The 26,280-nt window shown below is 55.4% G+C and carries 18 protein-coding genes; 13 read left to right on the top strand and 5 right to left on the bottom strand.

Annotated elements, in window-relative coordinates:
- The first annotated feature begins 98 nt into the window (after positions 1-98).
- Both KJW29_RS25115 and KJW29_RS25110 read left to right on the top strand, forming a co-directional pair.
- On the top strand, positions 99-1,088 hold the full coding sequence (locus tag KJW29_RS25115; RefSeq protein ID WP_214626687.1) for an aldo/keto reductase: 990 nt from the start codon (positions 99-101) through the stop codon (positions 1,086-1,088).
- A gap of 15 nt (positions 1,089-1,103) precedes the next feature.
- Complete coding sequence (locus tag KJW29_RS25110; protein ID WP_214626686.1) at positions 1,104-1,592, top strand: CcdC family protein; 489 nt, start codon at positions 1,104-1,106, stop codon at positions 1,590-1,592.
- A gap of 1,042 nt (positions 1,593-2,634) precedes the next feature.
- On the opposite strand, the gene KJW29_RS25105 is transcribed toward KJW29_RS25110, so the two are convergent.
- The gene (locus tag KJW29_RS25105; protein ID WP_214626685.1) at positions 2,635-3,450 is read right to left on the bottom strand and encodes a hypothetical protein; all 816 of its coding nucleotides are present in this window, start codon (positions 3,448-3,450) and stop codon (positions 2,635-2,637) included.
- A gap of 51 nt (positions 3,451-3,501) precedes the next feature.
- Positions 3,502-5,517 (bottom strand): M1 family metallopeptidase, encoded by a 2,016-nt coding sequence (locus KJW29_RS25100; protein ID WP_214626684.1) that lies wholly within the window; start codon positions 5,515-5,517, stop codon positions 3,502-3,504.
- Positions 5,518-5,643: 126 nt separating this feature from the next.
- Here KJW29_RS25100 and KJW29_RS25095 point away from each other — a divergent pair, with 126 nt between their 5' ends.
- Positions 5,644-6,165 (top strand): YwhD family protein, encoded by a 522-nt coding sequence (locus tag KJW29_RS25095; RefSeq protein WP_108995670.1) that lies wholly within the window; start codon positions 5,644-5,646, stop codon positions 6,163-6,165.
- A gap of 205 nt (positions 6,166-6,370) precedes the next feature.
- Here KJW29_RS25095 and KJW29_RS25090 read toward each other — a convergent pair whose 3' ends face one another.
- Positions 6,371-8,842, bottom strand: coding sequence for an asparaginase domain-containing protein (locus tag KJW29_RS25090; protein WP_214626683.1), 2,472 nt, complete (start codon positions 8,840-8,842; stop codon positions 6,371-6,373).
- Between the two features lie 20 nt (positions 8,843-8,862).
- Positions 8,863-10,257, bottom strand: a complete 1,395-nt coding sequence (locus KJW29_RS25085; protein WP_214626682.1) for an asparaginase — start codon at positions 10,255-10,257, stop codon at positions 8,863-8,865.
- Positions 10,258-10,589: 332 nt separating this feature from the next.
- On the opposite strand from KJW29_RS25085, the gene KJW29_RS25080 reads away from it, so the two are divergent.
- From KJW29_RS25080 to KJW29_RS25065, 4 genes are all read left to right on the top strand, one after another.
- On the top strand, positions 10,590-11,144 hold the full coding sequence (locus KJW29_RS25080; RefSeq protein ID WP_246608368.1) for a sigma-70 family RNA polymerase sigma factor: 555 nt from the start codon (positions 10,590-10,592) through the stop codon (positions 11,142-11,144).
- Positions 11,141-11,719 carry a hypothetical protein gene (locus tag KJW29_RS25075; protein WP_214626681.1) on the top strand — a complete coding sequence of 193 codons (579 nt, stop codon included), beginning with the start codon at positions 11,141-11,143 and terminating at the stop codon, positions 11,717-11,719. Before KJW29_RS25080 ends, KJW29_RS25075 begins: the two co-directional genes overlap by 4 nt.
- A gap of 86 nt (positions 11,720-11,805) precedes the next feature.
- Entirely contained in the window at positions 11,806-13,017 is a 1,212-nt protein-coding gene (locus KJW29_RS25070) for a hypothetical protein (RefSeq protein ID WP_425517576.1), read from the top strand.
- A complete protein-coding gene (locus tag KJW29_RS25065) occupies positions 13,014-13,712 on the top strand; it encodes a hypothetical protein (protein ID WP_214626679.1) in 699 nt (232 codons plus the stop codon). The genes KJW29_RS25070 and KJW29_RS25065 overlap by 4 nt, the downstream gene beginning before the upstream one ends.
- 689 nt (positions 13,713-14,401) lie before the next feature.
- Here the strand turns inward: KJW29_RS25065 and KJW29_RS25060 are convergent.
- Complete coding sequence (locus KJW29_RS25060) at positions 14,402-15,415, bottom strand: GNAT family N-acetyltransferase (protein WP_214626678.1); 1,014 nt, start codon at positions 15,413-15,415, stop codon at positions 14,402-14,404.
- A 487-nt stretch (positions 15,416-15,902) separates the two neighbouring features.
- Between KJW29_RS25060 and KJW29_RS25055 the strand changes: the two genes are divergently transcribed.
- The 6 genes from KJW29_RS25055 to KJW29_RS25030 all read left to right on the top strand — a co-directional run bounded on the left by KJW29_RS25055 (position 15,903) and on the right by KJW29_RS25030 (position 26,185).
- Positions 15,903-17,171 carry a sugar ABC transporter substrate-binding protein gene (locus KJW29_RS25055; protein ID WP_214626677.1) on the top strand — a complete coding sequence of 423 codons (1,269 nt, stop codon included), beginning with the start codon at positions 15,903-15,905 and terminating at the stop codon, positions 17,169-17,171.
- Positions 17,172-17,319: 148 nt separating this feature from the next.
- Entirely contained in the window at positions 17,320-18,210 is an 891-nt protein-coding gene (locus tag KJW29_RS25050; protein ID WP_087571396.1) for a carbohydrate ABC transporter permease, read from the top strand.
- A gap of 15 nt (positions 18,211-18,225) precedes the next feature.
- Positions 18,226-19,086: a carbohydrate ABC transporter permease gene (locus tag KJW29_RS25045; protein ID WP_087571397.1), complete on the top strand. Its 861-nt coding sequence runs from the start codon at positions 18,226-18,228 to the stop codon at positions 19,084-19,086.
- A 36-nt stretch (positions 19,087-19,122) separates the two neighbouring features.
- Positions 19,123-20,529 carry a sulfatase family protein gene (locus tag KJW29_RS25040; RefSeq protein WP_214626676.1) on the top strand — a complete coding sequence of 469 codons (1,407 nt, stop codon included), beginning with the start codon at positions 19,123-19,125 and terminating at the stop codon, positions 20,527-20,529.
- 109 nt (positions 20,530-20,638) lie between these two features.
- A complete protein-coding gene (locus tag KJW29_RS25035) occupies positions 20,639-22,768 on the top strand; it encodes a glycoside hydrolase family 3 N-terminal domain-containing protein (RefSeq protein WP_214631307.1) in 2,130 nt (709 codons plus the stop codon).
- Between the two features lie 18 nt (positions 22,769-22,786).
- Entirely contained in the window at positions 22,787-26,185 is a 3,399-nt protein-coding gene (locus KJW29_RS25030; protein WP_214626675.1) for a GH36-type glycosyl hydrolase domain-containing protein, read from the top strand.
- Positions 26,186-26,280 lie beyond the last annotated feature (95 nt).

The raw sequence follows: 26,280 nt of genomic DNA, 5'->3' as shown, positions 1-26,280 counted from the left end.
GAGTCGCAGTGAAAGCGGATTCGGGGATTTGCTTGCAAGCCACCGCAAGAGTAAACTAAATGGAGTGTCACATCATCTCCTGTAGGGGGTACATTGCGATGAATTACCGGGCATTAGGCTCATCCGATATGCAAGTTAGCGAGATCAGCTTCGGCACCTGGGCGATCGGCGGCTCCTGGGGCAGCAAGGACGACGCGGATTCTCTGCGCGCGCTGGAGGCGGCAATGGATGCCGGCGTCAACTTCTTCGATACGGCAGATGTGTACGGAGACGGTCACAGCGAGCGGTTGCTGTCACAAGCGACCAAGGGCAAGGAAGATCAAATCTACATAGCGACCAAGTTTTGCAGAGCGGGGGACATCCACGATCCGGCCACATATTCGGAGGAATCCGTACGCGCTTACCTGGAAGACAGCCTGTCAAGACTGGGACGCGAGCGAATCGATCTGTATCAGATTCATTGTCCGCCCCTGTCAATCTTGAAGGAAGGCAGCGTCTTCGGTGTTTTGGACAAGCTCAAGGAAGAGGGCAAGATCCGGGAATACGGCGTTAGCGTCGAGTCTGTGGAGGAAGGTTTGTTCTGTCTGGAACAGCCGGGCGTCCGAGCGCTTCAAGTCATTTTCAACCTGTTTCGTCAAAAACCTGCAGAGCGCCTTCTGGGCGAAGCGCAAGAAAAAGGCGTCGGCATTCTGGTCCGGCTCCCGCTGGCAAGCGGTCTCCTGACGGGCAAGTTCGCCGCGGAATCCGCGGCGGCGTTCGAAGAGAACGATCATCGCCGCTTCAATGAGAATGGCGAGTCGTTTAACGTGGGCGAGACGTTCGCGGGACTGGGTTTCGCCAAGGGCGTCGAGCTTGCGGAGCAGCTGCGCTGGATCGAGGTAGGCCGCGACAATATGGCGCGAGCGTCACTGCGCTGGCTGCTCGACCACGAGGCGATCACCTGCGTCATCCCTGGCTTCAAAAATGTCCGGCAAGTGCAAGACAATCTCTCCGCGCTCCATGTTCAGCCGTTCTCTGATGATGAGATGGACCGGGTTCGCGCATTCTACAAGGATCATGTGCATGCTCATATCCGAGGCTCGTACTAAGGGAGGCTCTTGCTCGTGTGGTCGAATCCAATCGTACAAATCTTATCGATAGCGTTCTCCGCGCTTGCGGGCATCACCTTGATCGTGCTGCGCATGAGGGCGGGAAAAAAGCCGGCGACGCTTAAGAAAATTGTTATTCCGCCGCTCGGCATGGCAACGGGGCTCGCGATGTTCGCGTTCCCCGTGACGCACATCCCTTGGCTGTGGGGAGTATCCGCGTTCGGAACAGGTCTGCTCATCTTTGCGTTCCCTCTTATCGTTACGACGCAGATGGAACGGGTAGAGGAGCATATTTTCGTGCGGCGGTCCAAGGCGTTCATCGCGATTATGATTACGCTCTTTCTCATCCGCCTGCTGTTGCATGGCATCGTCGAGCGGTATATGTCGATCCCGCAGACGGGAGCGCTCTTTTACTTGCTGGCGTTTGGCATGATTCTGCCATGGCGATTCGCGATGTTGGGCGACTTCCTGCGCCTTAAAAAGTTAGAGGGGCATCATGTTTGACAGGACGAGCCCGGTCATGGTGCCGTCGATCGAATCTTTGTAAAAAACCGGCCTTGACTCGTTGCTAAAAGACGACAGAATCCCGCCCGATTGCTATTGATGAAGGCGGGTTTTTGGCGTGCGGTAGTGGTGGGACTTGTTTAAGCGGAAGGTGCGAATAATGAGGGGAGCGGGTCAGTTCCAGTAGATTAATGGTCGGATGGTAGGTAGAGGTTGGCCGAAGGTTAGTGGAGAGGGTTACTCGATACTCAATGGTGATGCAGGGAATGCGAACAATGGAGTCGGTCAAAGTGAAAATGTTAAATGTGAGAGTTCGGTGAGAGCATGCGCATTTTTTTGGAAGAAAAAAGGGGGCTGAGCACAAATAAAGGGAAAACCTCCCACTAAAGACTCTAATAACGGCAGAATGGGGTGTATAAGAGGAAAACCTCCCTGTAATTTTGCTGGATTTCCGGCATAGTCGTAAGAACCAAAGGAATAGAGGGAGGTTTTCCCCTAAAGTTGGATAAAAGAGTTTAAATGGCCGAAATAGAGGGAGGAAATCCTTCTAATCGACTTGTCAGGTAGGTAACTCGTCCACGAAATCGTTGACAAGCTGGCAAGGGGGTGGTGGGAGCAGTATGCAAGCGAGACAACGCATGCAGAGTCACGGATTTGTCGCCACGTCGCATACAGAGTCTCAGATTCGGCTCCACGTTGCATGCATAGTCCCGGATTTGACACTACGTCGCATACAGAGTCTCGGATCTGGCACCACGTCGTATGCAGAATCCCTGATCTGGGGCCACGTCGCATGTAGAATCCCGGAGCTGGCATCACGCCAACTCCGGGATTGCGGCTACCGGTGATCTAGACAAGAAAAACACATTGAGGCTGTCAAACTAGACAAGCGACCGAACTCAACCAACCAACCTCAACCAACCAACCTCAACCAACCAACCTCAACCAACCTTAACCAACCTCAACCAACCTCAACCAACCTCAACCAACCTCAACCAACCTCAACCAACCTCAACCAACCCTACCCAACCAACCGTATTCCTCACTTCGTCTGCAGACATTCGAATTGCGCCGCGATCGTCCATACCTTTAGCAAAGTTCGTACGAGGTAATAACACTGGTGGACGATGATCGCGATGAGACCGGCCCAGAGAAGCGACATGCTGCTTACGACGAGACCAAGCATGCCCGCAATGCCCCACATGAGCAGGGAAAGACCGGCGAAGGGCAGGAATAACCGAACCGAACGCCATAAAGCGGCGAAAATGTTCTCTCCGGAGACGGCGCCGAACTGCATCGCGAGGAACAACAGGTGCAGCAGCGCGCCCCAAGCGGCCCAGGCCAAGATGCCGGGCAGCAGCGTGAGCGCCAGCTCCTCGTAGGAAGCGCTGCGGATGAGCGCCTCCAACCCGCGCGGCACGAACCATACGCTAGGCAGTAGGGTGAGTACAGACTGCACCAGGTAGAGAAGCGCGATCGGCCGCCATGTCCGGCGCACGCCTTCGAGAAAGCGTGTCTTGCCCCCGGCTGATCGGGACTGCTCGCTAAGCGAGTAGAGGATCCCGGCATTGAACAGCGGCGTCAGCAGCATGCGCGCAAGGAACAGTCCTCCGAGGATCCAGAGGTAGGGCACTACGAGATCTGTTTTGAACAGCTGGATCTGCGCTTCGGTTATGAAATGCCGCATGACCGCTTCGGATGAACCGGAATGGGGCAACCGCCGCAGGATAGGCGCAATGGTGCCGTCGATCGCGCGGTATAAGAAGAAGCCCCACGCGAATTGATAAAGGAACAAAAGCAGCACCAGGTGGAAGTGTCTCAGCGCCAGCTTCCAGCCCTGCGTAATATGAGTCTTCATCGTTAATCGCTCCTTGCGTGCGAAGGATAGGTTTGTTGCTCCGGGGGGCGGCTACCAGCCAATCGCGCCGAGCAGGCCCTCCACCAGCTTAATGGCTGCCAGGCTCCAGCGTGTACGCGACTTGCTCGGCAGCTCTGCCATCATGAAGTTGTTGATGAGCTTGTTATCCAGCACGTTGCTCTGATCGGGATCGACGGTGACGGAATGGAGCGGGAATTCCGAAACCTCGGTGTACTGAATATGCGTCTCGGAATTCGACCATTCTCTGGTGATCGACGAGCCATCGGTAAAATGGAAGACGATCGGCACGGGACCGGTCAATCCGCCGTTGCGCTGGATGAGCACCGTGGATTCGTACATCGTTCCGCCGTCCTGCTGAAAGGGCTGAACCTGGATGGCTTCGACGGAAACGTCGGCCATTCCGCTGTTGTAGACGTATTGGTTGAAGTAGTCCGTCCATTTTGCCTTCGTGACTTGTTCCACTACCCGCTGGAAGTCGCCGGTGGTCGGATGTTTGAATTTATACTTCTGGAAGTAAGTTCGCATAATCCGCTCCATCAGCTTCTCGCCGACCTTGTTCTCGATATCCACGAGCACAAGCTTGGCCCGCATATAGACATTCTCCGCGTATTGGCCGGAGTCGTCGTAGGCCCACGACGGCTGCTTGAGCGGAGCGGGATCCGTCATATAGCTGGCTTCCAAACGAAGATTTGGCGTTATGCCGTACGTGGCTTCCATCACTTTATCTTCGGCGTAGGAGGTGAAACCTTCGTCCAGCCAGGCTTCTTCGAATTCATTGGAAGCGACCATGCCGTACCAATATTGATGGCCGATCTCATGTACGACCGTCCGCTCCAGATCGTAGCCCGGGTTCGCATTCATGGCTCCGAAGGCCGTGATCAGCGTTGGATACTCCATGCCCCCCGCGCCGTTCGCGCCGGCAGGCGGAACAACGATGGAGAGGGTGTTGTACGGGTAGGAGCCGTACCAGCGGGCATAGTTCGACAGAGCCGACTTGGCGGCGTGGAAGTAACGCTCCTTGAGCTCGGCATGCAGCGGGTCGAGATACAGCTTGATCCGTACGCCGGGAATGCCTTTGTCTGAATGGACGGTCTCCTCGTAGACGAAGTCGGGCGAAGCCGACCATGCAAAGTCGTGCACGTCTTCCGCATAGAACTGGAAGATCTTCTTTCCGTCCTTCGTCACGACCGGCTTGGTCTGGAAGCCTGTGGCGGCAACGATATGGGTTTCCGGAACGGTAATCCGCACGCTGTATATGCCGAAGTCGCTGTAAAATTCCGAGTTGCCATGATACTGGTGGACATTCCAGCCTTCGCTCGTCCGACCGCGCATGCCGACGGTTTCGTACACGGCGAGCTTGGGAAACCATTGTCCGGCCATGACGAAATCTCCGGAGTAGCCCATTCGCGCGAACACCTCTGGAAGCTTGACCTCGTAGCTCATCTTAAGCGTCACCGACTTGCCCGGGGCGACCGGTTCCGGCAGCTTGAGGCGAACGAGCGTATAGTCGTTAACGTTGCCGTCGTCGGGCTGCATGTATTGCAGTCTGGGAAGAAGGCTTTCGCCCTCCAGCGTCTCGAGCGTGAGCAGCTCAATGTAGCTGCGGCTGTTCAGCGTTGCCTTGTCCTGCCGCAGCTTGCCGCCGGATTCCGTCATGAAGGTGGTCTTGGGGGATTGGAAGGCATTAGGATACAGGTGGAAATAAAGCTCCGATACGGCCTTGTGCCCAGGGTTCGTCCAAGTCACGTCCTGCACGCCGTCCAGATGCTGACCATCCTCGCGCAAGGAGACGTTGATATGGTATTCGACGACCCGTTTGCTCAGACTTTCCGGCTTTGCGGGCAGGTTATTGTCCGGCTGCTGGACAACTTGCGGCTTGGCCGAATTTGCGGCAGGCGGAGCGGCCTTGGAGGCGCCGGCGGCAGGGGCGAAAGCGAATGTATACTGCGATTGCCAAGCGTTCCCGAAGCCGAATTGCACGGATATGACGAGCAATAAGGCCGCGAGCAAACCGAATATTAACCGTTTGACATTGCGTGGAGTCATTGAACGTTTCCCTCCCGTTGACAAGCATCTAAGGCATGTATATGTTTGCAATTCCAAGATTATTAGCTAAAATGGAATTATTGTCTTGAAGGTTAACAACCTCTTGAACGGGAAGGTGGGATAAGCGTGACGGAGCAAGGGAATACGCCGGAGCAGCCGGCGGCGAAAGAAAAGAAATCCTTGTCGCTCAACGTGGTGAGCAACAAAAAACATAAAGGCTTCGGCGCGGGGTCAATCGACCTTAGCGATGTGGCGTGCGTGATGATCGACGATGGCGTCGCCTATATCGACGTTGGCATTATGCATGCAAAGAGCAAGGTGGAACGAGGCATCAAGTTCACCCCGAACAAGGAGGATACGCCGAACGGTCGTCCGTGCTGGATCGTGTGGGTCGCAGTCGATCGTAACGAAGAGGGTTCCTATTACGCGGGCGTTACTTCTTGCGAGATGCTGGTCGATACGGAAGCGAGGCGGGGCTGGAAGATTCTTGCCGATCATGTCAATCGTCTGGATTATGCGATCAAGCGCCGCTACATGCTGGAGAATCTCGGAGAAAACGAAAAGGCGGCGCTGCGCAAGCTTCTTGTCGAGCATAACGCGGAGTGGTGGGATCGCTCGCCGGAGGAACTGAAGGAGAAGCTTCAATAAGAGGGTATGACCGGCAAAGAGATGACTTCGGTCGAAGTCTCTCCGGGGAACGGCCTCCGGCTTGACGGGCGGGTACTGCTTGACGAGCAAGCAAAGCTTGCGGGAACCGTCGGTCATGCCGTGTTGCCGCATCGAATTCCAATCATAATTAAACAAGCTGTCCCGGCCATAAAGATGGCCGGGACAGCTTGTTTTGTGCGTATTGCTACTTGTCTGACTTCAGCATATTTAGAATGGCGGTGACGGCTTCGGCTCTGGTCGCCGTCCCTTGCGGGACGAAACGGTTGCCCGAGCGGCCACGCAGAATGCCTTCGTCAGCCGCGGACTTGACGGCTCCAAGCGCCCACGAAGGGATCGCTGGGTTATCCGCAAAGCTCGTTGCCGCGGTTCCGCTTGTCGGAAGCGAAATCGCTTTGGCGATCATGGAGGCCATCTCGGCCCGATTAATCGTGGCGCCAGGCCTGAAGCTGCCGTCCGGATATCCTCCGACAATGCCGCGTTGCAGCGCTTGGGCGATAGCTGTCCGAGCCCATGAGCCGATCGCGGCATTGTCCGTGAAGGCGAGCGGCGCTCCGCTCTCTTCCGCTTGCAAGGCGTTCATCAGCATGACGGCGAATTCTGCGCGGGTGACTGTTTTCTCCGGCTTGAACGTGCCGTCGTCGTAACCCTGCACGATGCCGGCGGCTGCCGCTTCCTTAATCGCTTCTTCCGACCAGTGGCCGACGATGTCCGTGAAGGAAATTTCCGGTTCCTGCGCCATCTCGTTATCTACGACGAATACCGCGAATTTGGTAAAGTGATCGGTTTGAGCCGTGATGGTGTCTCCTTCGACGGTGCCTCCGATCTCAACCCATTGCTTCAGCTCTTCGTCGAAGTAGAAGATGGAGGCTTTTTGTCCTTCCTCCACGAGAGAAGGGTCGAACTTAAAGGTTAATGTGACGGGTACAAGGAAGTTGCCGGTACGGTCCTTTAACAGCTCGTAGACCGACGTTGCCAGGTCTCCCGGCGGGCTGCCCGGTACCGCAGAGTTCAGCAGCTTCTCGATGGACATCTTCGTTTCGCCTTCGGTCGCGCCTTTCGGGACGTTCAGCGTTATCTGTTGCCCGAGAGACAGGGAGCCTCCGTTAGCCGGTTGGATAATGCCTTCCGTCTTGCTAATCGGCGTTGTCGTGCCGCCGCCTCCTCCGCCAGGCGCCGGCAGCGAATCCGTAAAGAATGAGCCTGTCAAAGGCGCGCTCTCGAGACCGCTGTTATCAATGGCTTTGACCGTGTAGGAATAGGAGGTTCCCGGCAACAAGCCGCTCGCAGAGTAGGATTTGGTTGTCGCAGAGAGGCGTGCGATCGGTACATCTTTGCCTGTGACGTATACCGAATAGCCGTTAATGCTCTCATCGTCCAATGCTGGAGGCCAAGCAAAGGCGATGTCCGTTGTGGATCTGCTCTCCAGAGTCAGCGCGCTGCCGTCTGCCCATATCGGCGCTTGCTCCAAAGCGGATGTAATGTCCTGCGTTCCTACCGTCTCGAACCAATTTTTGATCGTGCTGAAATCGCTGGAGAACGCGAGCGACAGCATCAACATGATGCGCGCGTGCTGAGGATTCAGGTTGTCGGCTGCGACAATGCCGTTGCTGCTGCCGGAAGTAGAGCCGGAGCCCGTTCGCGTTGTAGAAGCGAATACGACGCCGTGATCCTGGATGGCTGCGCTGCGGGCCGCGCTCATTTTGCTGGAGATGCCTCCTGCGCCGGTGCCGGCCGTAACGATTCCCTTCGCGCCGTCCTGTACCAGCGCCCGGATCGCGCCGCCGCCGGCTTCCTGGTAGTTATAGACGATCTCCACGACAGGGAGCGCCGTCTTTGCTATGGTGCGCAAATCGAACGGAGTGGCCCAATCCGACTGTCCGGCCTTCATTGCGCGAGCGGTAAGGCGATAGATGCGTACGGCGGGATCATCGACATAGCCGATCGCGCCGAACATCGGCGTTTCGAATGTGTCCATGCGGTGCGAGTTGGACTTTGTCACTTCGCGTGCCGTATGGATCACGTCGTTGAGCATAACGACAGTGCCGAACCATTGGGTCTTTTTGCTGCCCGCCACCTTGATGGCTTGATACAGGTTGGCAGGGCCGTCTGTGCCGATTACATCCCAAGGGCGCATCGCCCCGGTGACGACGACCGGCTTCGGACTGCGCACGGTCAGATCGAGGAAGTAGGCGATCTCTTCCATTGTATCCGTTCCCGTCGTGACGACCGCGCTGTCGTAAATCTCCAGCGCCGCGTCGACCGCGAGAGAGAGGTCGTACAGATCTTGCATCGTGTAGCCGCTGGAGCCTTTGTTGCCGAATTGGTACGAGGATACGTCGGCGGTCTTGTGCACGGGCAGATCGCCGAGCAGCTTCTCCATCGTATAAGTACCGGCCGCATAGCTCTGGAAGCTTGTGCTGTTCGAGGCTTTGCCTGCAAGCGTGCCTCCCGTTGCGACCACGATAACATTAGGCAGAGGCGAATCGATATGCGCCTGCGATAGGGCCGGTATGTTGAAAGTGGGCAATGAGGGAGGCGCCGCGTCCGCTGCGCGTGCCGGGCCTGGACTTGAGGCCAGCAGCGCGGCGAGGAGCGCGGCGACCAGCAGCGGAGCAAGCAGCTTCCTTAGCGTCTTGTTGGTTTCGAATATGGTCATGACGGCTTACCTCCCCCTTTTTATGGTGTCGTTACGAGTTCTGGCGCTTCAGGAGCGGCCGGGGCTTCAGTTTCTTCCGTAGCCGCAGGCGCCTCCGTTACCTCCGGCGTAGTTGCGGGAGTAGGCTCAAGAGCAGGTTCTGTTGCGACCGGCTCGGTGACAACGGGCTCCGTTGCTTCGGGCTCATCGACACTCGCCGTCAAAGCGGTGTTCTCATCGACGGAAATTTCCACGTCTTGCGTTCCGAAGGTGGAGAACCAGCCGCGGATTGTGTTCGCGTCACTGGAAAACGCGAGCGAGAGCAGAAGCAGCATGCGCGCATGTTGGGCGTTCAGGTTATCGCCGGCGATCGTATTGCCGCTGCCGCCGTACATCGTGCCTGAGCCCGTTCTTGTCGTTGTTACGAACATGACGCCATGATCCCGGATAGCTGCCGTGCGGGCCGCGCTCATCTTGGAAGAAATGCCGCCAGCGCCCGTTCCGGCCGTTACGATGCCTTTCGCGCCGTCTTCGACGAAGCCGCGAATCGCGCCGCCGCCTGCTTCTTGATAGTTATAAGCGATTTCGACGATCGGCAGGCTGGTCTTCTCGATCGTTTTCAGATCGAACGGCGAGGCCCATTCCGGCGTGCCTGCTTTGAGCGCTCTTGCCGGTGCGCGGTAGATACGAACCGCAGGGTCGTCTACGTAACCGATCGCGCCGAACATTGGCGTCTCGAACGTGTCCATGCGGTGCGAATTCGACTTCGTCACTTCGCGAGCCGCGTGGATGACGTCGTTTAGCATAACGACGGTACCGAACCATTTTGTTTTGCCGCTGCCCGCGACTTTGATGGCTTGATACAGGTTGGCGGGACCGTCCGTTCCGATAACGTCCCATGGTCTCATGGCGCCAGTGACGACGACCGGCTTCTCGCTGCGTACGGTCAGATCGAGGAAGTAGGCGATCTCCTCCATCGTGTCCGTGCCTGTTGTTACGACCGCCCCATCGTATAGTTCGAGAGCGGCATCCACGGCAAGCGACAGATCATACAGCTCTTGAATCGTATAGCCGCCGGAGCCTTTATTTCCGAATTGGTAAGAGGATACGTCTGCTGTCTTATGCAAAGGCAAATCGCCGAGCAGCTTTTCCATTGTATAAGTGCCGGCCGAATAACTTTGGAAGCTCGTTTTGTCGCCGTTGCGGGCTGCGCCGGCAAGCGTGCCGCCAGTAGCTACCACGATGACGTTGGGGAGAGGAGAAGTTTGATGCGCTTCGGATAACGCCGGGATGTCGAAAGTCGGAAGTGGGATAGGCTCGGCAGCATTGACCAGATTTCTCCAGGTTAATGTACCGATTGCACCTGCGACGAGCGCAAATGCTAGAATAGAGATCAATACCTTTTTGCCAATCATTTTTCCGACAGTTTGTGTCATGTTATCTCTCCTTTTAAGTGATGAGTATAAGGAATCCTCGGTAAAATCGTAATTTATGTTAGATAATATGACAAATATAAAAGTGGGCTAATAAAACGCATACATGATAAAATATCTTATTCATGCTTTTAAATTCGTTTCGATTCATAGGTGAATCAATTTGCTAGTAGATGCAAGATTAAATATGATCCATGAGCTTTGAGTCACTAAAGTTAACATTGAAACAAATTATAATTTTTTTTGGAGAAGCGCAGGGTTTCCTGCAGTGGCTGACGTCTATATAAGCGGGAAGGGAGGAGAGCGACATTCACGACGAAGCGTGGATCAAGGCTGTGCGGGACGGCGGGCCCGAGCATTATCGACCGTTCGTGCAGGCTTACGGAACTTATATCTATCACACCGTTCACGCCGTGTTGCAGTCGCCGCATGATGCGGAAGACGTAACGCAGGAAGTGCTTATCCAGATCTACCGTTCCCTCCCGAATTACCGTATGGACGGATTAAAGAGCTGGATCACCCGCATCGCGGTCAATCGAGCTATCGATTACAAACGAAGCAAGGCCAGAAGGCCGGAGCAGCTGTCGGGAGCCGGCGAGGAAGCGCTGCAACGGGCAACGTCGGTGACTGCGATCGGCATGCTGGATGCGACGCCCTCCCCCGCTGCCGAGGATGTAGCCATGAAGCAGGAGTGGAGCAGAGCCTTGCATGAGCGGGTCGGCGGCATGCCGGAGCATTATCGCGAGGTGGTCGAAGCCTTCTACATGGAAGAGAAAAGCTATGAGCAAATCGCAGCCGAGACAGGTCTGGAACGCAAGAGCGTGGAGTCCCGGCTTTACCGGGCGAGAAGCTGGATGAGGCGACACTGGCGGAAGGAGGATTTCGAATGACAGAGAACGAAATGCGACATATATCGACCGAAGTCATGAGAGGTTACGCGAGAGGGACACTCGGAGAAGCGGAACGTGCGCGCGTAGATGACGAGCTGCTGGTATGCGACCGTTGTCTGGCATTATTTATGAGCATGTTGGGTGACGGGGCGGATGCGGGAGGACCAGGCAGCGAGATGCAGCCGATGCCGGATCTGTTGGCAATGGAGGAGAAAGTGATCGCACGGTTGGCGGGATCCTCCGAACGGCAAGTTAAAGTGCCGGTTCCAATGCCGAAGTCTGCCGCCATGAAGCCGGTCGAGCCAAGGCGAAGAAGTATGGAACGGCGACCCACTCTCATGCAGAGGCCAGTCGTGCAATATACGATAGCCGCATCGGTTACACTGCTGCTGCTCGCTTCCGGAGCTCTTGCGGATTTTACGCGCGGACTGGAGAAGCTGGATGAAAGCCAACTTGCCATGCCTGCGCAGCCTGATGCCGAAAACGCTTGGCGTGTCGAGCCTACCTGGTCTGACGAGTTAGTCCAGCGTACGGGAAGCTGGCTGGAAGGCATTCAGGCTTCGCGCTTTAAATAAACGGTTGAAGACAAGAACAGCGAGTTTAAAAAGTTAGGTTTCCGGTTTCGATATTTTTGAAGGAAGCAGAGAGGAGATGAGTTGTGATGGTGCGCAAGAGCAAGGCTGCGGCATTTTTTCTGTCGTTTATACCGGGAGCGGGACACGCGTATTTGGGCAGACCTTTTCGTTGTTTGATATACGCGGGTTTATTCTTCGGCTTGATCGGCCTGGGTATATTGATTCAAATTGCGAACGGAGGTTACGAGTCGGATGCCTTCATAATGATGATCATATTGGCTTTCGCGGCAGCTTTCATCAATATGCTGGATATGATTTTTACGTTAATTTCCGGCAAGGCCCCGGGGCTGCAAGGGAATCCGCCCGTTTACGGGGATGGCGGATATGCATACGGGCCGCAGGCTAATGGCGGCGAGGGTTACAGCGGCGCCTATGGCGGTCATGGAGGCCGGCTGGACTACGCGCAGGAGCAAGAGAAATCAAAGACGATCATGTTGTCCGTCATTCCGGGGCTTGGCCATATGTTCCTCGGATTGACGCAGCGCGGCATTACCTTCCTTATTTCGTTTATCGGGTTGTTCGCGATTATCGTGTTCATTAGCGCGGTGATGGGTTCCGGTGCAATTTTGGTCTTCCTGCTGGCGCTGCCGGTCATCTGGATTTACAGCATGTTCGACGCCGTTCAATTGCTGCAGGCGAAGCATCGGGGAGAACAGCTGCAGGACAAATCGTTGTTCGAGGGCTTCGAGGCGCATATCGGTTCCGGTCATAAAAATAAAGTGCTCACCATCGCCCTGTCGATTTTCCCGGGTGCAGGTCACTTATATCTGGGCCTGCAGAAGCGGGGGCTTCAATACATGGGCGGATTCCTGATGGCCATCTACGTCATGGATAATTTAAGGCTGTCGCTCTTCCTGTTCCTGCTGCCGCTCTACTGGTGCTTCGCGTTCTTCGACGCCCTCCAGCAGATTGGCCGTTACGAGCGCGGCGAGCTAAGCGACGAGCCTCTGCTGCCGATGTTCGTGCCGTACCAGCGTTGGTTCGGAATCGCGCTTCTTGGCTTCGGGGCCTACTTCCTCGTAGACCGTATCGTGATGCGGGCGCTGAACGAACGTTTTCCGGTTATCGTTCGCGAGTATTTGATGTACAAATATATGTTCCCTACCGCGATCATCGCGTTCGTCATGATCGTGTTGGGCCTGCGTCTTGCCTTCGGAAACAAGAGCGTGCTCGGCGCGGTCATGCCGCCGGAACGCGATTTTGCGGGACGGGATAAAGAAGGAGGGGACGGGCGATGAACGCAATGAATATGCCGCCGCTGCCAGGCTCCCCATCCGCCGGAGCGGCAGAACGAGGGCTCCGGACATGGCGGGTCGGCTCGTTATCGATGGGCATTACGTTAATTTTGATGGGGACGGCTTTCGCCGTTTCCCTCTGGCAAGATACGGAAGCTTACGAGCTGCTGCTATGGGTCGCTCCCATCGTATTTGTCCTGCTGGGCGCGGAGCTGCTGATTCATCTGAAAATGTCCGGAAGCCGCGATACCGTCGTCCGGTACGATTGGATCAGCGTCTTCTTTGTAGGCCTGATCGGCTCGGCTAGTCTTTTGCTTGCTCTGCTGATGTCGACTGGCGTCTTTGACGAGCTGCGCTCCGGATTGCAGATGACGCAGCGCACGGCATACGTCGACACGGACGGCGTCGCCATCCCGGCTGAGGTGACTAAGGTCATCGTCCAAGCGACGGATGGTGTGACGTTAAACGAGTCGGAAACTCGCGAAGCCCATCTTATGGGACAAATTCGTTATTGGTCGGAGGGGCCGATCACTTCTATCAACGACGATATCTGGCGGACGAAAGTTGTCGGGGATACGATGTACATCGTGATCGGAACAGTCCCCCGCAGAGACGGAGGGTTCGTTACCGACGCTGTAAGACCCATGCTAATGCTTGCGCTGCCGAAGGGCCTGCAGGTGGAGAGGCAGAACTACTAAAGAACTGCTAAAGAACTACTAAATGGGAGACCCGGCAAGGCCTCAATAGGAGGTTTTGCCGGGCCTTTTGTTGTTTGTTTAGGACATTATGTAACTCGAAAACTTGTGAACAAAAAATAAGAAATCTAACGGACTCAGATGACGCTATATGGTGCATTTCCGTCCATTCTATGCGGTTTTGATGGAAGTAAGGTCGTCTGTGTCCGTTACGATCAGCCTTTACTTCACTGCGCTGCCGTCCAAAATGAATCGATGGCCTCAACCATGTCCGAATGAAGCTGCAATCCATCATCGCCGACGTGTTAACGGAAGTGAGGGCCCTTATATGGATCTTTTGGCATGATTTTAAAATCTAACGGAACTGTGCGACGTTATTCGTGAGGAATCCAGGCAAACCGCGGACTTTTGCCCCTCATAAGGGCTGTCAGTTCCATTAGATTTGCAAAATGCGGCTTTTTGCCGAAATAACGCCTTTCATTTCCGATACAGTCGCTTTCGTTCATTTCTTACCGGACACTTGCCCGCCATTTCACCTTTGCACAATGAATCGACAGCCACGTTATGTCTGTTAGGCGGTGAGTGATTGGACGCTTTTGTTTTTTTGAATTACCTTCAGGTAATTCCGACATTGGATAAGGGGAATCTCGCCCTATTCCTGGAGCTAGAACTTTACCGTTTTGCCGTTTTACCTAAAGGAGTGTTTCCTTTACCTTCTCCATCGATGCTACGATTCGGTACATGCCGCGCAGAGGTTCGTAACCGAGCTTCCGGTTGATGGCCAGAATCGGCGCGTTCATAGAATCGTTGTCCGTCCGGATGTAGCTTGCTCCCAAACGCAAGCCTTTGCGGATCGCCTCCAGTTTTAACGCGAGAGCGACTCCTATGCCGCGGTATTCGCGGTCGACTCCCGTATACTCATGATACAATCCACCGGTCGCCTCGATATGGAGGACGTTCGTCATGCCGACGAACCGGTCGCCTGCGGCTGCAATCAGCACCAGCCCAGGCCGAAAGCCGTCCACCTCCAGATACCATTTCTTCCACTGATCGAAGTCAGGCACGTCGCCAAGGAAGCTAGGAATATCCCGCATTGTCGAGGCGGATAGCTCGTAGAGCTTGCGCTCGCTCTCCTCGCCTGGCTCATCCGCGAGAGTCAGCAGTCTTAGTCCGCTCTTTGCAAGGATGGCTGCGGGATTGCGATCCGACCACTCCGGGGATACGTTGGCAAGCTGCAGCACGGACTGATACGCGTGGCGCTCCACGATGAATCCCCGACGAATGGCGAATTGCAAAGCTTCCGGGTGATCGTCCCATACCTCCGTAATGAGGGAGGCTGCGCCAAGCTCTTCTCCCCAGTGGAAGGCGTGGCGCAGCAGTGCTTCGCCAATTCCCTGCCCCCGATAAGCTTTGGCGACAATCAATGTGTTGCACAGAAACCCCGGCTCTGTCCACGGAGCCCGCCATGACCATACATATCCGACGATATCTCCGTCCCGGGAGACGGCTACGCGTCTTGTGCGGTCATAACCTCCAAGCAGTCCGCTGTCATCCATCCAGGTATGTCCGACTTCGTACAGCTTCTTGTCGTCCTCCTCCAAACGCCCGGCGGTAGTTGGCTCCGACCAATATTCGTTCAGGAGCTCGGCGAGCGGAGCGTAGTCCTCCGGCAATCGAAGGGCACGCAGTGTGAAAGGTTGTTTCATGTTCTTGACACCGACCTTTCTTATCTTCATGTTTATATACTTGAAGTATCGCTTACGCGGAAGGTCCATGGATAGGGAAACATTAGCTTGAAATAAATAATACTGAAAACAAAATGTAAGCAAGCGTGGCAAGAGATGCGGCAGATGGAAATAAAAACGTTTCGATAAAGTTAAAAACCTCACTTGAATACGATTTCAATTTGCATTATAATCAATATCGAAACGTTTCGATTACGATCATCTGACAAAAGAAAACATTCGCAGCATGATTTTCGGTCGTTATCGAAACGTTTCTCCAATAGGTTGCATCAGTTGGAGGCCACAGCTTTATTGGAATGAAGCTCTGCTTCTAAGGGCATTCTAACCATGCAAGGGCGCGTGCTTCAAAACATAAGTATGAATTCGTCCAAATGGTTGGAATACGAGGGAACGGGGTAAGAACGGGTAGTGAGCATGATCAAATGACATTTCGAGAGGGGTTTGCAGAATGAAAAAGACATTTGCGATGATTACGACGGTTGCTCTAGGCGCGGGATTGCTCGCCGGCTGCGGGGCGAACGGCAACAACACGGAAGGCAATACGGGGGCAGGCAATGGCGGCGGCAAGGAAAACGAAAAAGTAACGCTTAGCGTATGGGGCATGGGCGAAGAGGCCAAAACATTGCCGAAGCTGGCGGAGCAATTTACGAAAGAAAACCCGAACATTACGATCAACGTACAGGCGCTGCCATGGAATCAAGGCCATGAGAAGCTCTTGACGGCAATCGCTTCGAAAAAAGGTCCTGACGTCATCCAGATGGGCACGTCCTGGATTCCGGAATTCGCCGACGCGGAGGCGCTTGCGGATCTGACGCCATACGTCGAAAAATATCCGGAGCTGAATCCGGACAACTTTTACGAAGGCGCCGTAGCGGCCGGCAAAGCGGGCGACAAATATATCAGCTCCCCGTGGTACGTCGAAACGCGCGTATTATACTACCGCACGGATCTGCTGAAGGAAGTCGGTTATGAAGCCGCTCCGAAAACCTGGGAGGAGCTGTCCGACGCGGCGCAGAAGCTGGCGGCTCGCGGCGACGGCAAGTACGGCATCAGCATCGATCCGAAGGAGCAATCGCTGGGCTTCATGTTCTCCCGCCAGAACGGCGCGGAATGGTTCACGGCTGAGGGCCAGCCTAACTTCAGCGACCCCAAGTTCGTCGAAGCGGTAGAGTACATCAATAGCTTCTACCAAAACGGCTCCGCGCCGAAGGATCTGGGTCTCGACATCATCCCTGCCTTCAAAGAAGGCATTCTGCCGATGTTCATCAGCGGTCCTTGGATGATCAAACTGATTCAGGATCAAGCTCCTGAAATCGACGGCAAATGGGCAATGGCGGTTCTTCCGAAGAAAGAGAACAACATCTCGCTGCTTGGCGGTTCCAACCTGTCGATCTTCGAATACTCGAAGAACAAAGATGCCGCAGCCAAGTTCATCGCATTTATGAGCAAGCCGGAGACGCAGCTTCAATGGATGGAGACAACCAGCTCCCTGCCGGCGGCTACTGCTGCTTGGGAAGACGAGAAGCTGAAAAACGACGTGAACTATAAAGTGATCGGCGAGCAGTTGAACGCAGCCCAACCGATGCCTGTTATTACCGAATGGGCGCAAATCAGCGAAAGTTACGTAAAACGTTTCGAAGTGATTTACCGCAACAACGCGGACGTGAAAAAAGAACTGGAAAACTTCAACAACGACGCGATTAAATTGATGAAATAACGCTCCACCAGCTTGTCATGTATGGAAAACCGCAGCTAAAGCGGCCGACGGTCGCCATACAAGCGACCGATGCGGGCCGGCTGTATAGGCCGGCCCGCTTCCTATATATGCCGTTTTCGGCATGAAGAAGGATGTGAGGTTCAAGGTGATGAAAGGGTTTATGAATAGGCAGGCGCCATATTTTTTTATTGCGCCGACTTTGCTGCTACTTACGCTGTTCTCCATCGTACCGATTGTGGTCGCGCTTGTGATCAGCTTTACGGACATGGATTTAAGGGGACTCGCGAATTGGGACAGGGTTTCGTTTATTGGCTTCGAAAATTATGTCGAAGTGCTAAAGGATCCCGTCTTCCTGAAGGCTATACTCAACACGCTCTTCTACGTCGCAATCGGGGTACCGCTCGTTATCCTGTTCTCCTTAACCATCGCTTTGCTGATCAATCTGGGCACGTCCCGAATCTTCAAAGCCTTTAGGGTCGTCTATTACCTCCCTTCCGTAACCAATATCGTTGCCGTTGCGGTTGTCTGGAGTTATCTTTATAATCCGGCGCTTGGTCTGTTTAACTACCTCCTGAACTCGGTAGGTCTGCCGGATGTGCCTTGGCTGACGGAACCGACGATAGCCAAGCTGTCCCTGATCCTGCTGGCGATCTGGAAGGCGATCGGCCTCAATATGATTATCTTCATCGCGGCGCTTCAAGGCATTCCGAAAACGTATTATGAAGCCGCCCAGCTCGATGGAGCGAACACCTGGCAGCAAGTGACGAGCATTACGATTCCAATGCTGCGCTTCGCGATCTTCTTCGTGTCCATCACGACGATGATCGGTTGGCTGCAATTTTTCGAAGAGCCGTTCGTCATGACGGAAGGCGGTCCGCTCGACGGCACGTTGTCCGTAGCGCTCTTTATCTACCAAAACGGCTTTAAATTCAACAACTTCGGCTATGCAGCCGCCGGTTCCTTCGTTCTGTTTGTCTGCATTATCGCCGTGACGCTCGTTCAGCTCAGGCTGCAGAAGAACGAGTCGGACATGACTTAAAGGGGGGATAACATCATGCGTACAACTGTCGCAGGGAAAAAAGGGGGGGCGCGGGATCGCGAAGGCAATTTAACGTTCCAGTGGATATCCGGCATCTTGCTGACCATTGGGGGCATATTTTTCCTTCTGCCGTTCTTCTGGATGGTTTTGTCCTCCTTTAAGCCGGAGAGCGAGATCGTGCAGATTCCGCCAACCTTTTGGCCGGCAACGTTTACGACTTACAATTTCAGCTACCTGTTCGAGAATATGAACTTTGGGGTATACCTGAAAAACACGCTGATCATCGTTCTGTTCTCGTTCGGAGGTCTGATGCTTAACGCGCTGGCCGGCTTCGGCTTCGCCAAATACGATTTTAAAGGCCGCAACGGATTATTCGTTCTGGTACTCGCCACGATGATGATCCCGAGCCAGGTAACGATGATCCCGGTTTATCTCATTCTAAACTCGCTGGGCTTAACGAATACGATGACGGGCATTGTCCTGCCGGGTCTCGTAGGCGCATTCGCGATCTTCTTGTTCCGACAGTTTATGTCGACCATTCCGACGGAGTTGCTTGAGGCTACGCGTCTGGACGGCGCAAGCGAATACCGCATCTTCTTGCAGATCGCCTTGCCGATCTCGAAGCCGATTTTGGCGGTACAAGCGATTCTGACGTTCATCGCGGGCTGGAACAGCTTTCTTTGGCCCCTCATTATCGCGAACGACGAGAGCCTGTATACGTTGTCCGTGGGACTATCCTTGCTAAAGGGACAATACGCGGCGAACTTCGGTCTGCAGATGGCGGGAGCTACGTTTATGGTGGCGCCGGTCATCGTGTTGTTCACTTACTTCCAGAAGCACATTATTGAAAACTTCACGATTTCCGGATTGAAATAAGCTGCGTATTTTTCATGGGAAAAGGAAGGTGCGAGGATGACTTCAGCTTTACGCAGGCGCCCGAACATTTTGTTTATCATGTCGGACGACCACGCTTCGCATGCGATCGGCGCTTACGGCAGCCGGATTAACGCGACGCCGAATCTGGATCGGTTGGCGGACGAGGGGATGCGCTTCGATAACTGCTTTTGCACTAATTCGATCTGTGCCCCGAGCCGCGCAACGATTTTGACGGGTACTTATAATCACGTCAACGGAGTAAAGACGCTTGGCGACGATCTCGACGGCAGGCAAGTTACCTTTCCCAAGCTGCTCCAAGCGGACGGTTATCAGACGGCCATAATCGGCAAGTGGCATCTGGGCCATGGGGGATATCACGATCCGACCGGCTTCGATTATTGGAGCGTGTTGCCGGATCAGGGCGAGTACCGTAATCCCGATTTCTACGAAATGGGGACAAGGAAAACGTTTAATGGTTACGTTACGGATGTCATCACGGACAAGTCGTTGGAGTGGATCGATAATCGGGATCCGGAACGACCGTTTATGCTGATGTGCCATCATAAGGCGCCGCATCGCCATTGGGAACCGGACGAGAAGCACAAGCATCTGTACGAGGATATCGATATTCCCGAGCCGGAGACGTTTAATGACGATTATGCGACCCGCTCGCAGGCTGCCGTCCAGGCGAAGATGCGAATCGATGACCTGAACGAGCTCGATACGAAAGGACCGCCTCCCGAAGGTCTGTCGCCGGAGGAAGTGCGGAAGTGGAAGTATCAGCGCTACATCAAGGATTATTTGCGCTGTATCGCTTCCATCGACGATAACGTCGGGCGGATGCTGGACTACCTTGACGAGAAAGGGCTGGCCGAGGATACGATCGTCATCTATACGTCGGATCAAGGTTTCTTCCTGGGCGACCATGGCTGGTTCGACAAAAGGTTCATGTACGAGGAATCGCTTCGCATGCCGTTCCTGATTCGATACCCGAAGGAAATCAAGCCGGGCGGCGTGTGTGGGGATATGATTTTGAACACGGATTTTGCGCCTACGTTTCTGGAGTATGCCGGATTGCCGCTTCATGAGCGGATGCAGGGCGGCAGCATCCGGCCGCTGTTAAACGGCGAGAGGCCGGAGGACTGGAGAACGGCGATGGTTTATCGCTATTGGATGCATCTGGACGGCATTCACGAGGTTTATTCGCATTACGGCATCCGCACTCATCGCTACAAGCTTATCTACTATTACGCGCAGGCGTTAGGCACGACGGACTCGCGGGACGAAGACCGGCCGCCGGAATGGGAGTGCTTCGACCTGGAGCAGGATCCGTACGAGTTAAACAATGTATACGACAACCCTGATTATGCAGACCGGATTGCCGCGCTCACAAAGCAATTGGAGCGGCTGATGGACGAAGTGCAGGACGAATATATCCACTAGACGACGTCGGAATAATCCGAGTCAGCCTTCGGCAAACGTTGGGATTTCAGTGGAAGCTTGGAGGAATGACGCAGTGAACGATTACGAATTGCAACGATTGCTGGACGAGATGACGCTGGAGGAGAAGGTTAATCAGCTGCTGCAGCTCGCGCCCGCTTTCTACGAAGGGGCGAACAGCGCCGGCCAAATTACGGGACCGCTCGAAGGGATGGGCATTACCGAAGAGACGGTTCGCCAGACCGGCTCCGTGCTGGGGCTCGGCGGCGCCGAAGAAGCGATCGCGATTCAAGAAGCCCACCTGAAGCATAACCGGCTAAATATCCCGCTGCTAACGATGGCGGACGTTATCCATGGCTATCGCACGATCTTCCCGGTGCCTCTGGCGCTTGGCTGTTCGTGGGATCTGGACATGGCGGAACGTTCGGCTGCGATTGCGGCGAAAGAGTCGGCCGTGGCGGGCATTCACGTCACATTCTCTCCGATGGCGGATCTGACCCGCGATCCGCGTTGGGGACGGGTCATGGAGTCCACGGGCGAGGATCCGTGGCTGAATAGCCAGTTCGCCCGCGCCTTCGTGCGCGGCTATCAGGGCAAGGACGTGTCCAAGGAGCCGTACAAAATTGCCGCGTGCATTAAACATTTTTCGGCATATGGCGCTGCAGAGGGCGGAAGGGACTACAACACCGTCGATATGTCGGAATGGATGCGCCGCGAGTATTACATGCCGTCCTACCGGGCCGCGCTCGAAGAAGGCTGCGAGATGGTCATGACGGCGTTTAATACGGTGGACGGCATCCCTGCGACGGCCAACCGCAAGCTGATGCGCGATCTGCTTCGCGACGAATGGGGCTTTGACGGCGTATTGATCTCCGATTGGGGCGCCGTTAAGGAGATGATTCCGCACGGCGTCGCGGAAGACGAGAAGGAATGCGCGCGCAAGGCGATCGAAGCGGGCGTTGATATCGAGATGATGTCGCCATGTTATCCGCATCACCTGCAAGAGCTGGTCGAAGGCGGAGACGTGGACATTCGCCTGCTGGACGAAGCGGTTATGCGCGTTCTAAAGCTGAAGCGCAAGCTGGGACTGTTCGAGAATCCGCATCGTTATGCGGATTCTGCTGTTGAACGCGAAGTGCTTTTAAGCGCGGAACATCGCGCTGCCGCGCATGAAGCGGCGCTGAAGTCATGCGTGCTGCTGCAGAACGAAGGAAAAACGCTGCCGCTCGCCAAGGGGGCGAATGTGGCATTGATCGGGCCGTTCGCGAATAGCGACGACCTGCTCGGACCTTGGTCGTGCATGGGCAAGCGGGAAGAAGTCGTTACGCTTGCAGACGGCATGCGCGGCGTTGCCGGCTCCTCGGCCGTTACGGCCGTTGGCTGCGGCGGTACGGAGCTCTTGTCGGACGAAGAACTCGCAGCCATGCTGGATGCCGCGCGTTCGGCGGATGTCGTTGTGCTTGCGCTCGGCGAGGATTCGGAGATGAGCGGGGAAGCGGGCTGCCGTTCGGAGCTTACGCTGCCGGGACGCCAGCTTGAGCTGGTTCGGCAGGTTCGCGCGCTGGGCAAGCCGACGGTCGCCGTGCTGTTTAACGGCCGTCCGCTGGATTTGCGAGGCGTTCTGAACGAGACGGATGCCGTGCTGGAGGCATGGTACCCGGGCACGAACGGGGGCGCGGCGGTGGCGGAGCTGTTGTATGGCATCGCGGCTCCTTCGGGCCGCTTAACGATGAGCTTTCCGCATTCGGCGGGACAGATTCCGGTTTATTACAACGCATTTAATACGGGCCGTCCGCAGGATCCGAACGGCGATCGCGTACGATACGTATCGCAGTATCTGGACGTTCCGAACGAGCCGTTGCTGCCGTTCGGTTACGGACTAGGCTATACGGACATCCGATATGGCGAAGCCTCGTTGTCTTCCGGCATGCTGAGCGCGGACGGCAAGCTGACGCTTACCGTTGCGGTGACGAACTCGGGAGATATCGCAGCGGAAGAGACGGTGCAGCTGTACGTGCGCGACATGGCCGGCGAGAACGTCCGTCCGTTGCGCGAGCTTAAGGGGTTTGAGAAAGTTAAGCTCGAAGCGGGCGAAACGAAGACGGTCGCATTCGAAATAACGGAAGAGATGCTCAGGTATCATCATTCCGACTTGCAATATAGCAGCGATCCCGGCCGATTTCTGGCCATGATCGGACCGAACAGCCGAGACGTACGGGAGCTTGCGTTCGAATTGAGATAGTGGGAAAGGAGCCCGGAGATGAGTACTCAACAGCAAGAGAAAACAATTGCCGTGCAAGCGGACGGCTTGACGTTTACATTTCTGAGCAGCGGAGACCTGCGCGAGATCGGCTACAAAGATCTGATGATCAATCAAGTCATGTCGAATCCGCTGGACGGATCCATGAACAATTTATATGTGCGCGTGCGCAAGGAGGGCCGTTACCTGTTTGCGCCGCTGCTTGGCGTAAGGTCGAACAGCCGCGTGGCGGCTGCAGGCCGCCGGGTTGTCTGGAGCGGGGAGACGCTGGGCATAACCTATCAGGTGACGTTTACGCTGATGCCGGGACTGATTTGGTTCTGGGATGTCCGGCTTGGCGGCGACGGATTGGAAGCGGATCTGGTGTACGGCCAGGATGTGGGCCTCGCCGACAAAGGCGCGGTTCGCACGAACGAGGCGTACATGTCCCAATACTTGGGCCATACCGTTTTTCAGACGGAGGAGAAAGGATACGCGGTCTGCTCGAGACAGAATCAGCCGATGTCGACCGGATTCCCGTATTTGCAGCAAGGATCGCTCACCGGAGCGGTATCGTATTCGACCGACGGCTTCCAGTTCTTCGGACTATCCTACAAGGAAACGGACGTGCCGGAAGCACTCGGTCGCGATCGTCTGGACGATAAGGTCTATCAATACGAATTCGCTTATACGGCGCTGCAATCTCGGACGGTGCGGCTAACCGCCAGTCAAGAGGCATCGTTCGTATTTTATGGCCTGCTGAAGCCGAACCATCCGGAAGCGATAAGCGAGCTGGCTTATGCGGCGGACATTCTTGCAGCATGGGAAGGCGCACAGGCACTGAGGGAAAAAGACGAGCCTGGCCCGGTTGGCGAACGCGTCTCGTGGAGTGATCGAATCGGAAATCCGCTGCGTACCGAGAATGTAACCCCTGAAGAGATCGATACGTTGTACCCTGTGCGATTGCAAGAAGAGCGCGATGGCGACGAGCTGCTGTCCTTCTTTACCCCGACGTACGAGCATGTGGTGCTGAAAGCCAAGGAGCTGCGTATGGAGCGTCCGCATGGCCATATTTTGATGAGCGGCGACAATGCCCGGATAAACGACAACGTATTGTCCTCGACCAATTATATGTACGGCATTTTCCACTCGCAGATCACGATCGGCAATACGTCGTTCAACAAGCTGATGACGAACGCTCGGAACGCGCTGAACGTGCTGAAGACATCCGGGCAGCGGATCTATGTGGAGACCGACGGGCAATTCCGCCTATTGACGATGCCTTCCCTATACGAGATCGGCTTCAACTACGCGCGCTGGTATTACAAAACAGACGGAGACACTCTTGTCATCACCGCGTGGACAAAGGCCGACGCTCCCGAACTGGCGCTTGAAGTCGTCTCTCGGAAGGGCAAATCGTACCGGTTCCTCGTGTCGAATCAGATGACGATGAACGACAAGGAATACGAGTTGCCATATCGGATGGAGACAGAAGAGGGCGGGCTGGTATTTCGCGCCCATGCGGAATCGCTAAGCTCGGGCGTCTATCCGGAGCTGCAATTCCGTCTCGGTCTGCGCGGCGCGGAGATGAAGGTGCTGGACGAGCGGGCATTCGTCGCGGAAGCGCAGGCAGGTTCGGCGTCGCTGGTCGTGCTGGAGCTCGCTCCGTCCGCCAAGTGGCGGCTAACGATTGAGGGCAGGCTGGACAAGACGGATGGCCCGTTTGTTGCGACTGATGCAACCGATGGTGCGGACGACCTTCCAGTCGAAGCGGATATCGAACAATACCGTTCGTTCCTCTCCTCCGTCATGAACGGCTTCGGCTTGTCGCACGACTCGGAAGAGAAAGCGCGGAAGCTGGAGAAGTTCAACGCGTTGGCATGGTGGTACACCCACAATATGCTCGTTCATTATTCCGTGCCGCACGGCCTGGAGCAATACAGCGGCGCCGCATGGGGAACGCGGGATGTGTGCCAGGGACCGACGGAATATTTTATGGCGATGGGCAAGCACGAACAAGTGAAAGACATTTTAAAGACGGTCTACTCGCATCAGTACAAGAAGGATGGCAACTGGCCGCAATGGTTTATGTTCGACCGCTATTACCGGATTCAGCAGGAAGAGAGCCACGGCGACATCATCGTATGGCCGCTCAAAGTGCTGGGCGACTATCTGAGAGTGACCGATGATTATACGATTCTGGAAGAACGCGTGCCATATACGACCCATGATGGCGAGCAGACGGAGGAGACGTATACGATTCTGGACCACGCTCGCAAGGAACTTGGCTACATCAAGGATCATTTCCTTCATGGCACTCGGTTGTCGTCGTACGGCGATGGCGACTGGGATGACACCCTGCAGCCTGCTAACGCCAAGCTAAAGCAGTTTATGATCAGCAGTTGGACCGTGTCGCTGACCTTCCAGACGTTCGCGCAGTTATCGGCCGCGTTGGCCGATCAAGGGGAGGAGCTGGATGGCCTGTCGGCGGAGCTGAAGGAACTGGCCGAAGGCATCAGAACCGACTTTAACCGCTTCCTGGTCAGGGATGGCGTCACGTCCGGCTTTGCCTATATGGAAGAACCGGGCCGCATCGATCTGATGCTGCATCCGGGCGATAGCAAGACGGGCATCGAATACCGTTTGCTGCCGATGACGCGCAGCATGATCGGCGAGCTGTTTGATGCGGAACAAGCGGAGTCGCATTATCGACTGATCAAGCAGGAGCTGTATTGCCCGGACGGCGTTCGTCTCATGAACCGTCCGGCCGATTATGCGGGCGGCGTCAGCATGCGCTTCAAGCGCGCGGAGCAAGCGGCGAACTTTGGCCGCGAGATCGGCTTGCAATACGTCCATGCGCATATTCGTTACATCGAGGCGATGGCGAAGCTGGGCAAGACGGACGAGGTGTGGACGTCGCTTGCGAGCATCAATCCGGTCGGCATCCGAGACGTCGTGCCTAACGCCGACTGGCGCCAAAGCAACTCGTACTTCAGCAGCTCCGACGGCAAGTTCTCTGATCGCTACGAGGCGCGCGAAGGCTTTGGCAAGCTGCGTACCGGCGAAGTGCAGGTAAAAGGCGGCTGGCGGATCTACTCCAGCGGTCCCGGCATCTACATGAATCAGCTCATCTCGAACGCGCTTGGCATCCGCCAGGAAGGCGGCGACCTTGTGCTCGATCCCGTGATGCCTGCGGAGCTGGATGGACTACGGTTCTCGTTCCGGTGGGCGGGACATGATGTCAATTTCCGCTACGAGATCGCCGGCGGCACGGTGCGCGGCGTGACGGTAAACGGAGCGGCAGTCGATACTGCCACGGTGACGAACCGCTATCGCCCGGGCGGCGCGCGGATCGCTCGCGAGACGCTGGAAGGCATGTTCGCCGAGGGCTCGAACGAAGTCGTCATTACAATGGCATAAGTGAAGGTTAACCGATGGCGATGGGGTAGTATTCCCATCGCTGCTCTTTTTACTATATAATCGACTGAGATAAGAAAGCGGGCAGTAAGGAATAG

The sequence above is a fragment of the Paenibacillus agaridevorans genome (assembly GCF_018604145.1).
Classification (GTDB): Bacteria; Bacillota; Bacilli; order Paenibacillales; family Paenibacillaceae; genus Pristimantibacillus; species Pristimantibacillus agaridevorans.
Note: the sequence above shows the minus strand (reverse complement) of the source record. Positions and strands in the feature narration are given on the sequence as shown.

Excerpts from the sequence above, each read along its gene's own strand:
- KJW29_RS25105 (WP_214626685.1), bottom strand. The coding sequence starts at position 3,450 with ATGAAGACTCATATTACGCAGGGCTGGAAGCTGGCGCTGAGACACTTC.
- KJW29_RS25100 (WP_214626684.1), bottom strand. The coding sequence starts at position 5,517 with ATGACTCCACGCAATGTCAAACGGTTAATATTCGGTTTGCTCGCGGCC.
- KJW29_RS25065 (WP_214626679.1), top strand. The coding sequence starts at position 13,014 with ATGAACGCAATGAATATGCCGCCGCTGCCAGGCTCCCCATCCGCCGGA.
- KJW29_RS25055 (WP_214626677.1), top strand. The coding sequence starts at position 15,903 with ATGAAAAAGACATTTGCGATGATTACGACGGTTGCTCTAGGCGCGGGA.
- KJW29_RS25050 (WP_087571396.1), top strand. The coding sequence starts at position 17,320 with ATGAAAGGGTTTATGAATAGGCAGGCGCCATATTTTTTTATTGCGCCG.
- KJW29_RS25045 (WP_087571397.1), top strand. The coding sequence starts at position 18,226 with ATGCGTACAACTGTCGCAGGGAAAAAAGGGGGGGCGCGGGATCGCGAA.
- KJW29_RS25040 (WP_214626676.1), top strand. The coding sequence starts at position 19,123 with ATGACTTCAGCTTTACGCAGGCGCCCGAACATTTTGTTTATCATGTCG.
- KJW29_RS25060 (WP_214626678.1), bottom strand. The coding sequence starts at position 15,415 with ATGAAACAACCTTTCACACTGCGTGCCCTTCGATTGCCGGAGGACTAC.
- KJW29_RS25070 (WP_425517576.1), top strand. The coding sequence starts at position 11,806 with ATGGTGCGCAAGAGCAAGGCTGCGGCATTTTTTCTGTCGTTTATACCG.
- KJW29_RS25035 (WP_214631307.1), top strand. The coding sequence starts at position 20,639 with ATGACGCTGGAGGAGAAGGTTAATCAGCTGCTGCAGCTCGCGCCCGCT.
- KJW29_RS25085 (WP_214626682.1), bottom strand. The coding sequence starts at position 10,257 with ATGACACAAACTGTCGGAAAAATGATTGGCAAAAAGGTATTGATCTCT.
- KJW29_RS25030 (WP_214626675.1), top strand. The coding sequence starts at position 22,787 with ATGAGTACTCAACAGCAAGAGAAAACAATTGCCGTGCAAGCGGACGGC.
- KJW29_RS25090 (WP_214626683.1), bottom strand. The coding sequence starts at position 8,842 with ATGACCATATTCGAAACCAACAAGACGCTAAGGAAGCTGCTTGCTCCG.
- KJW29_RS25075 (WP_214626681.1), top strand. The coding sequence starts at position 11,141 with ATGACAGAGAACGAAATGCGACATATATCGACCGAAGTCATGAGAGGT.
- KJW29_RS25115 (WP_214626687.1), top strand. The coding sequence starts at position 99 with ATGAATTACCGGGCATTAGGCTCATCCGATATGCAAGTTAGCGAGATC.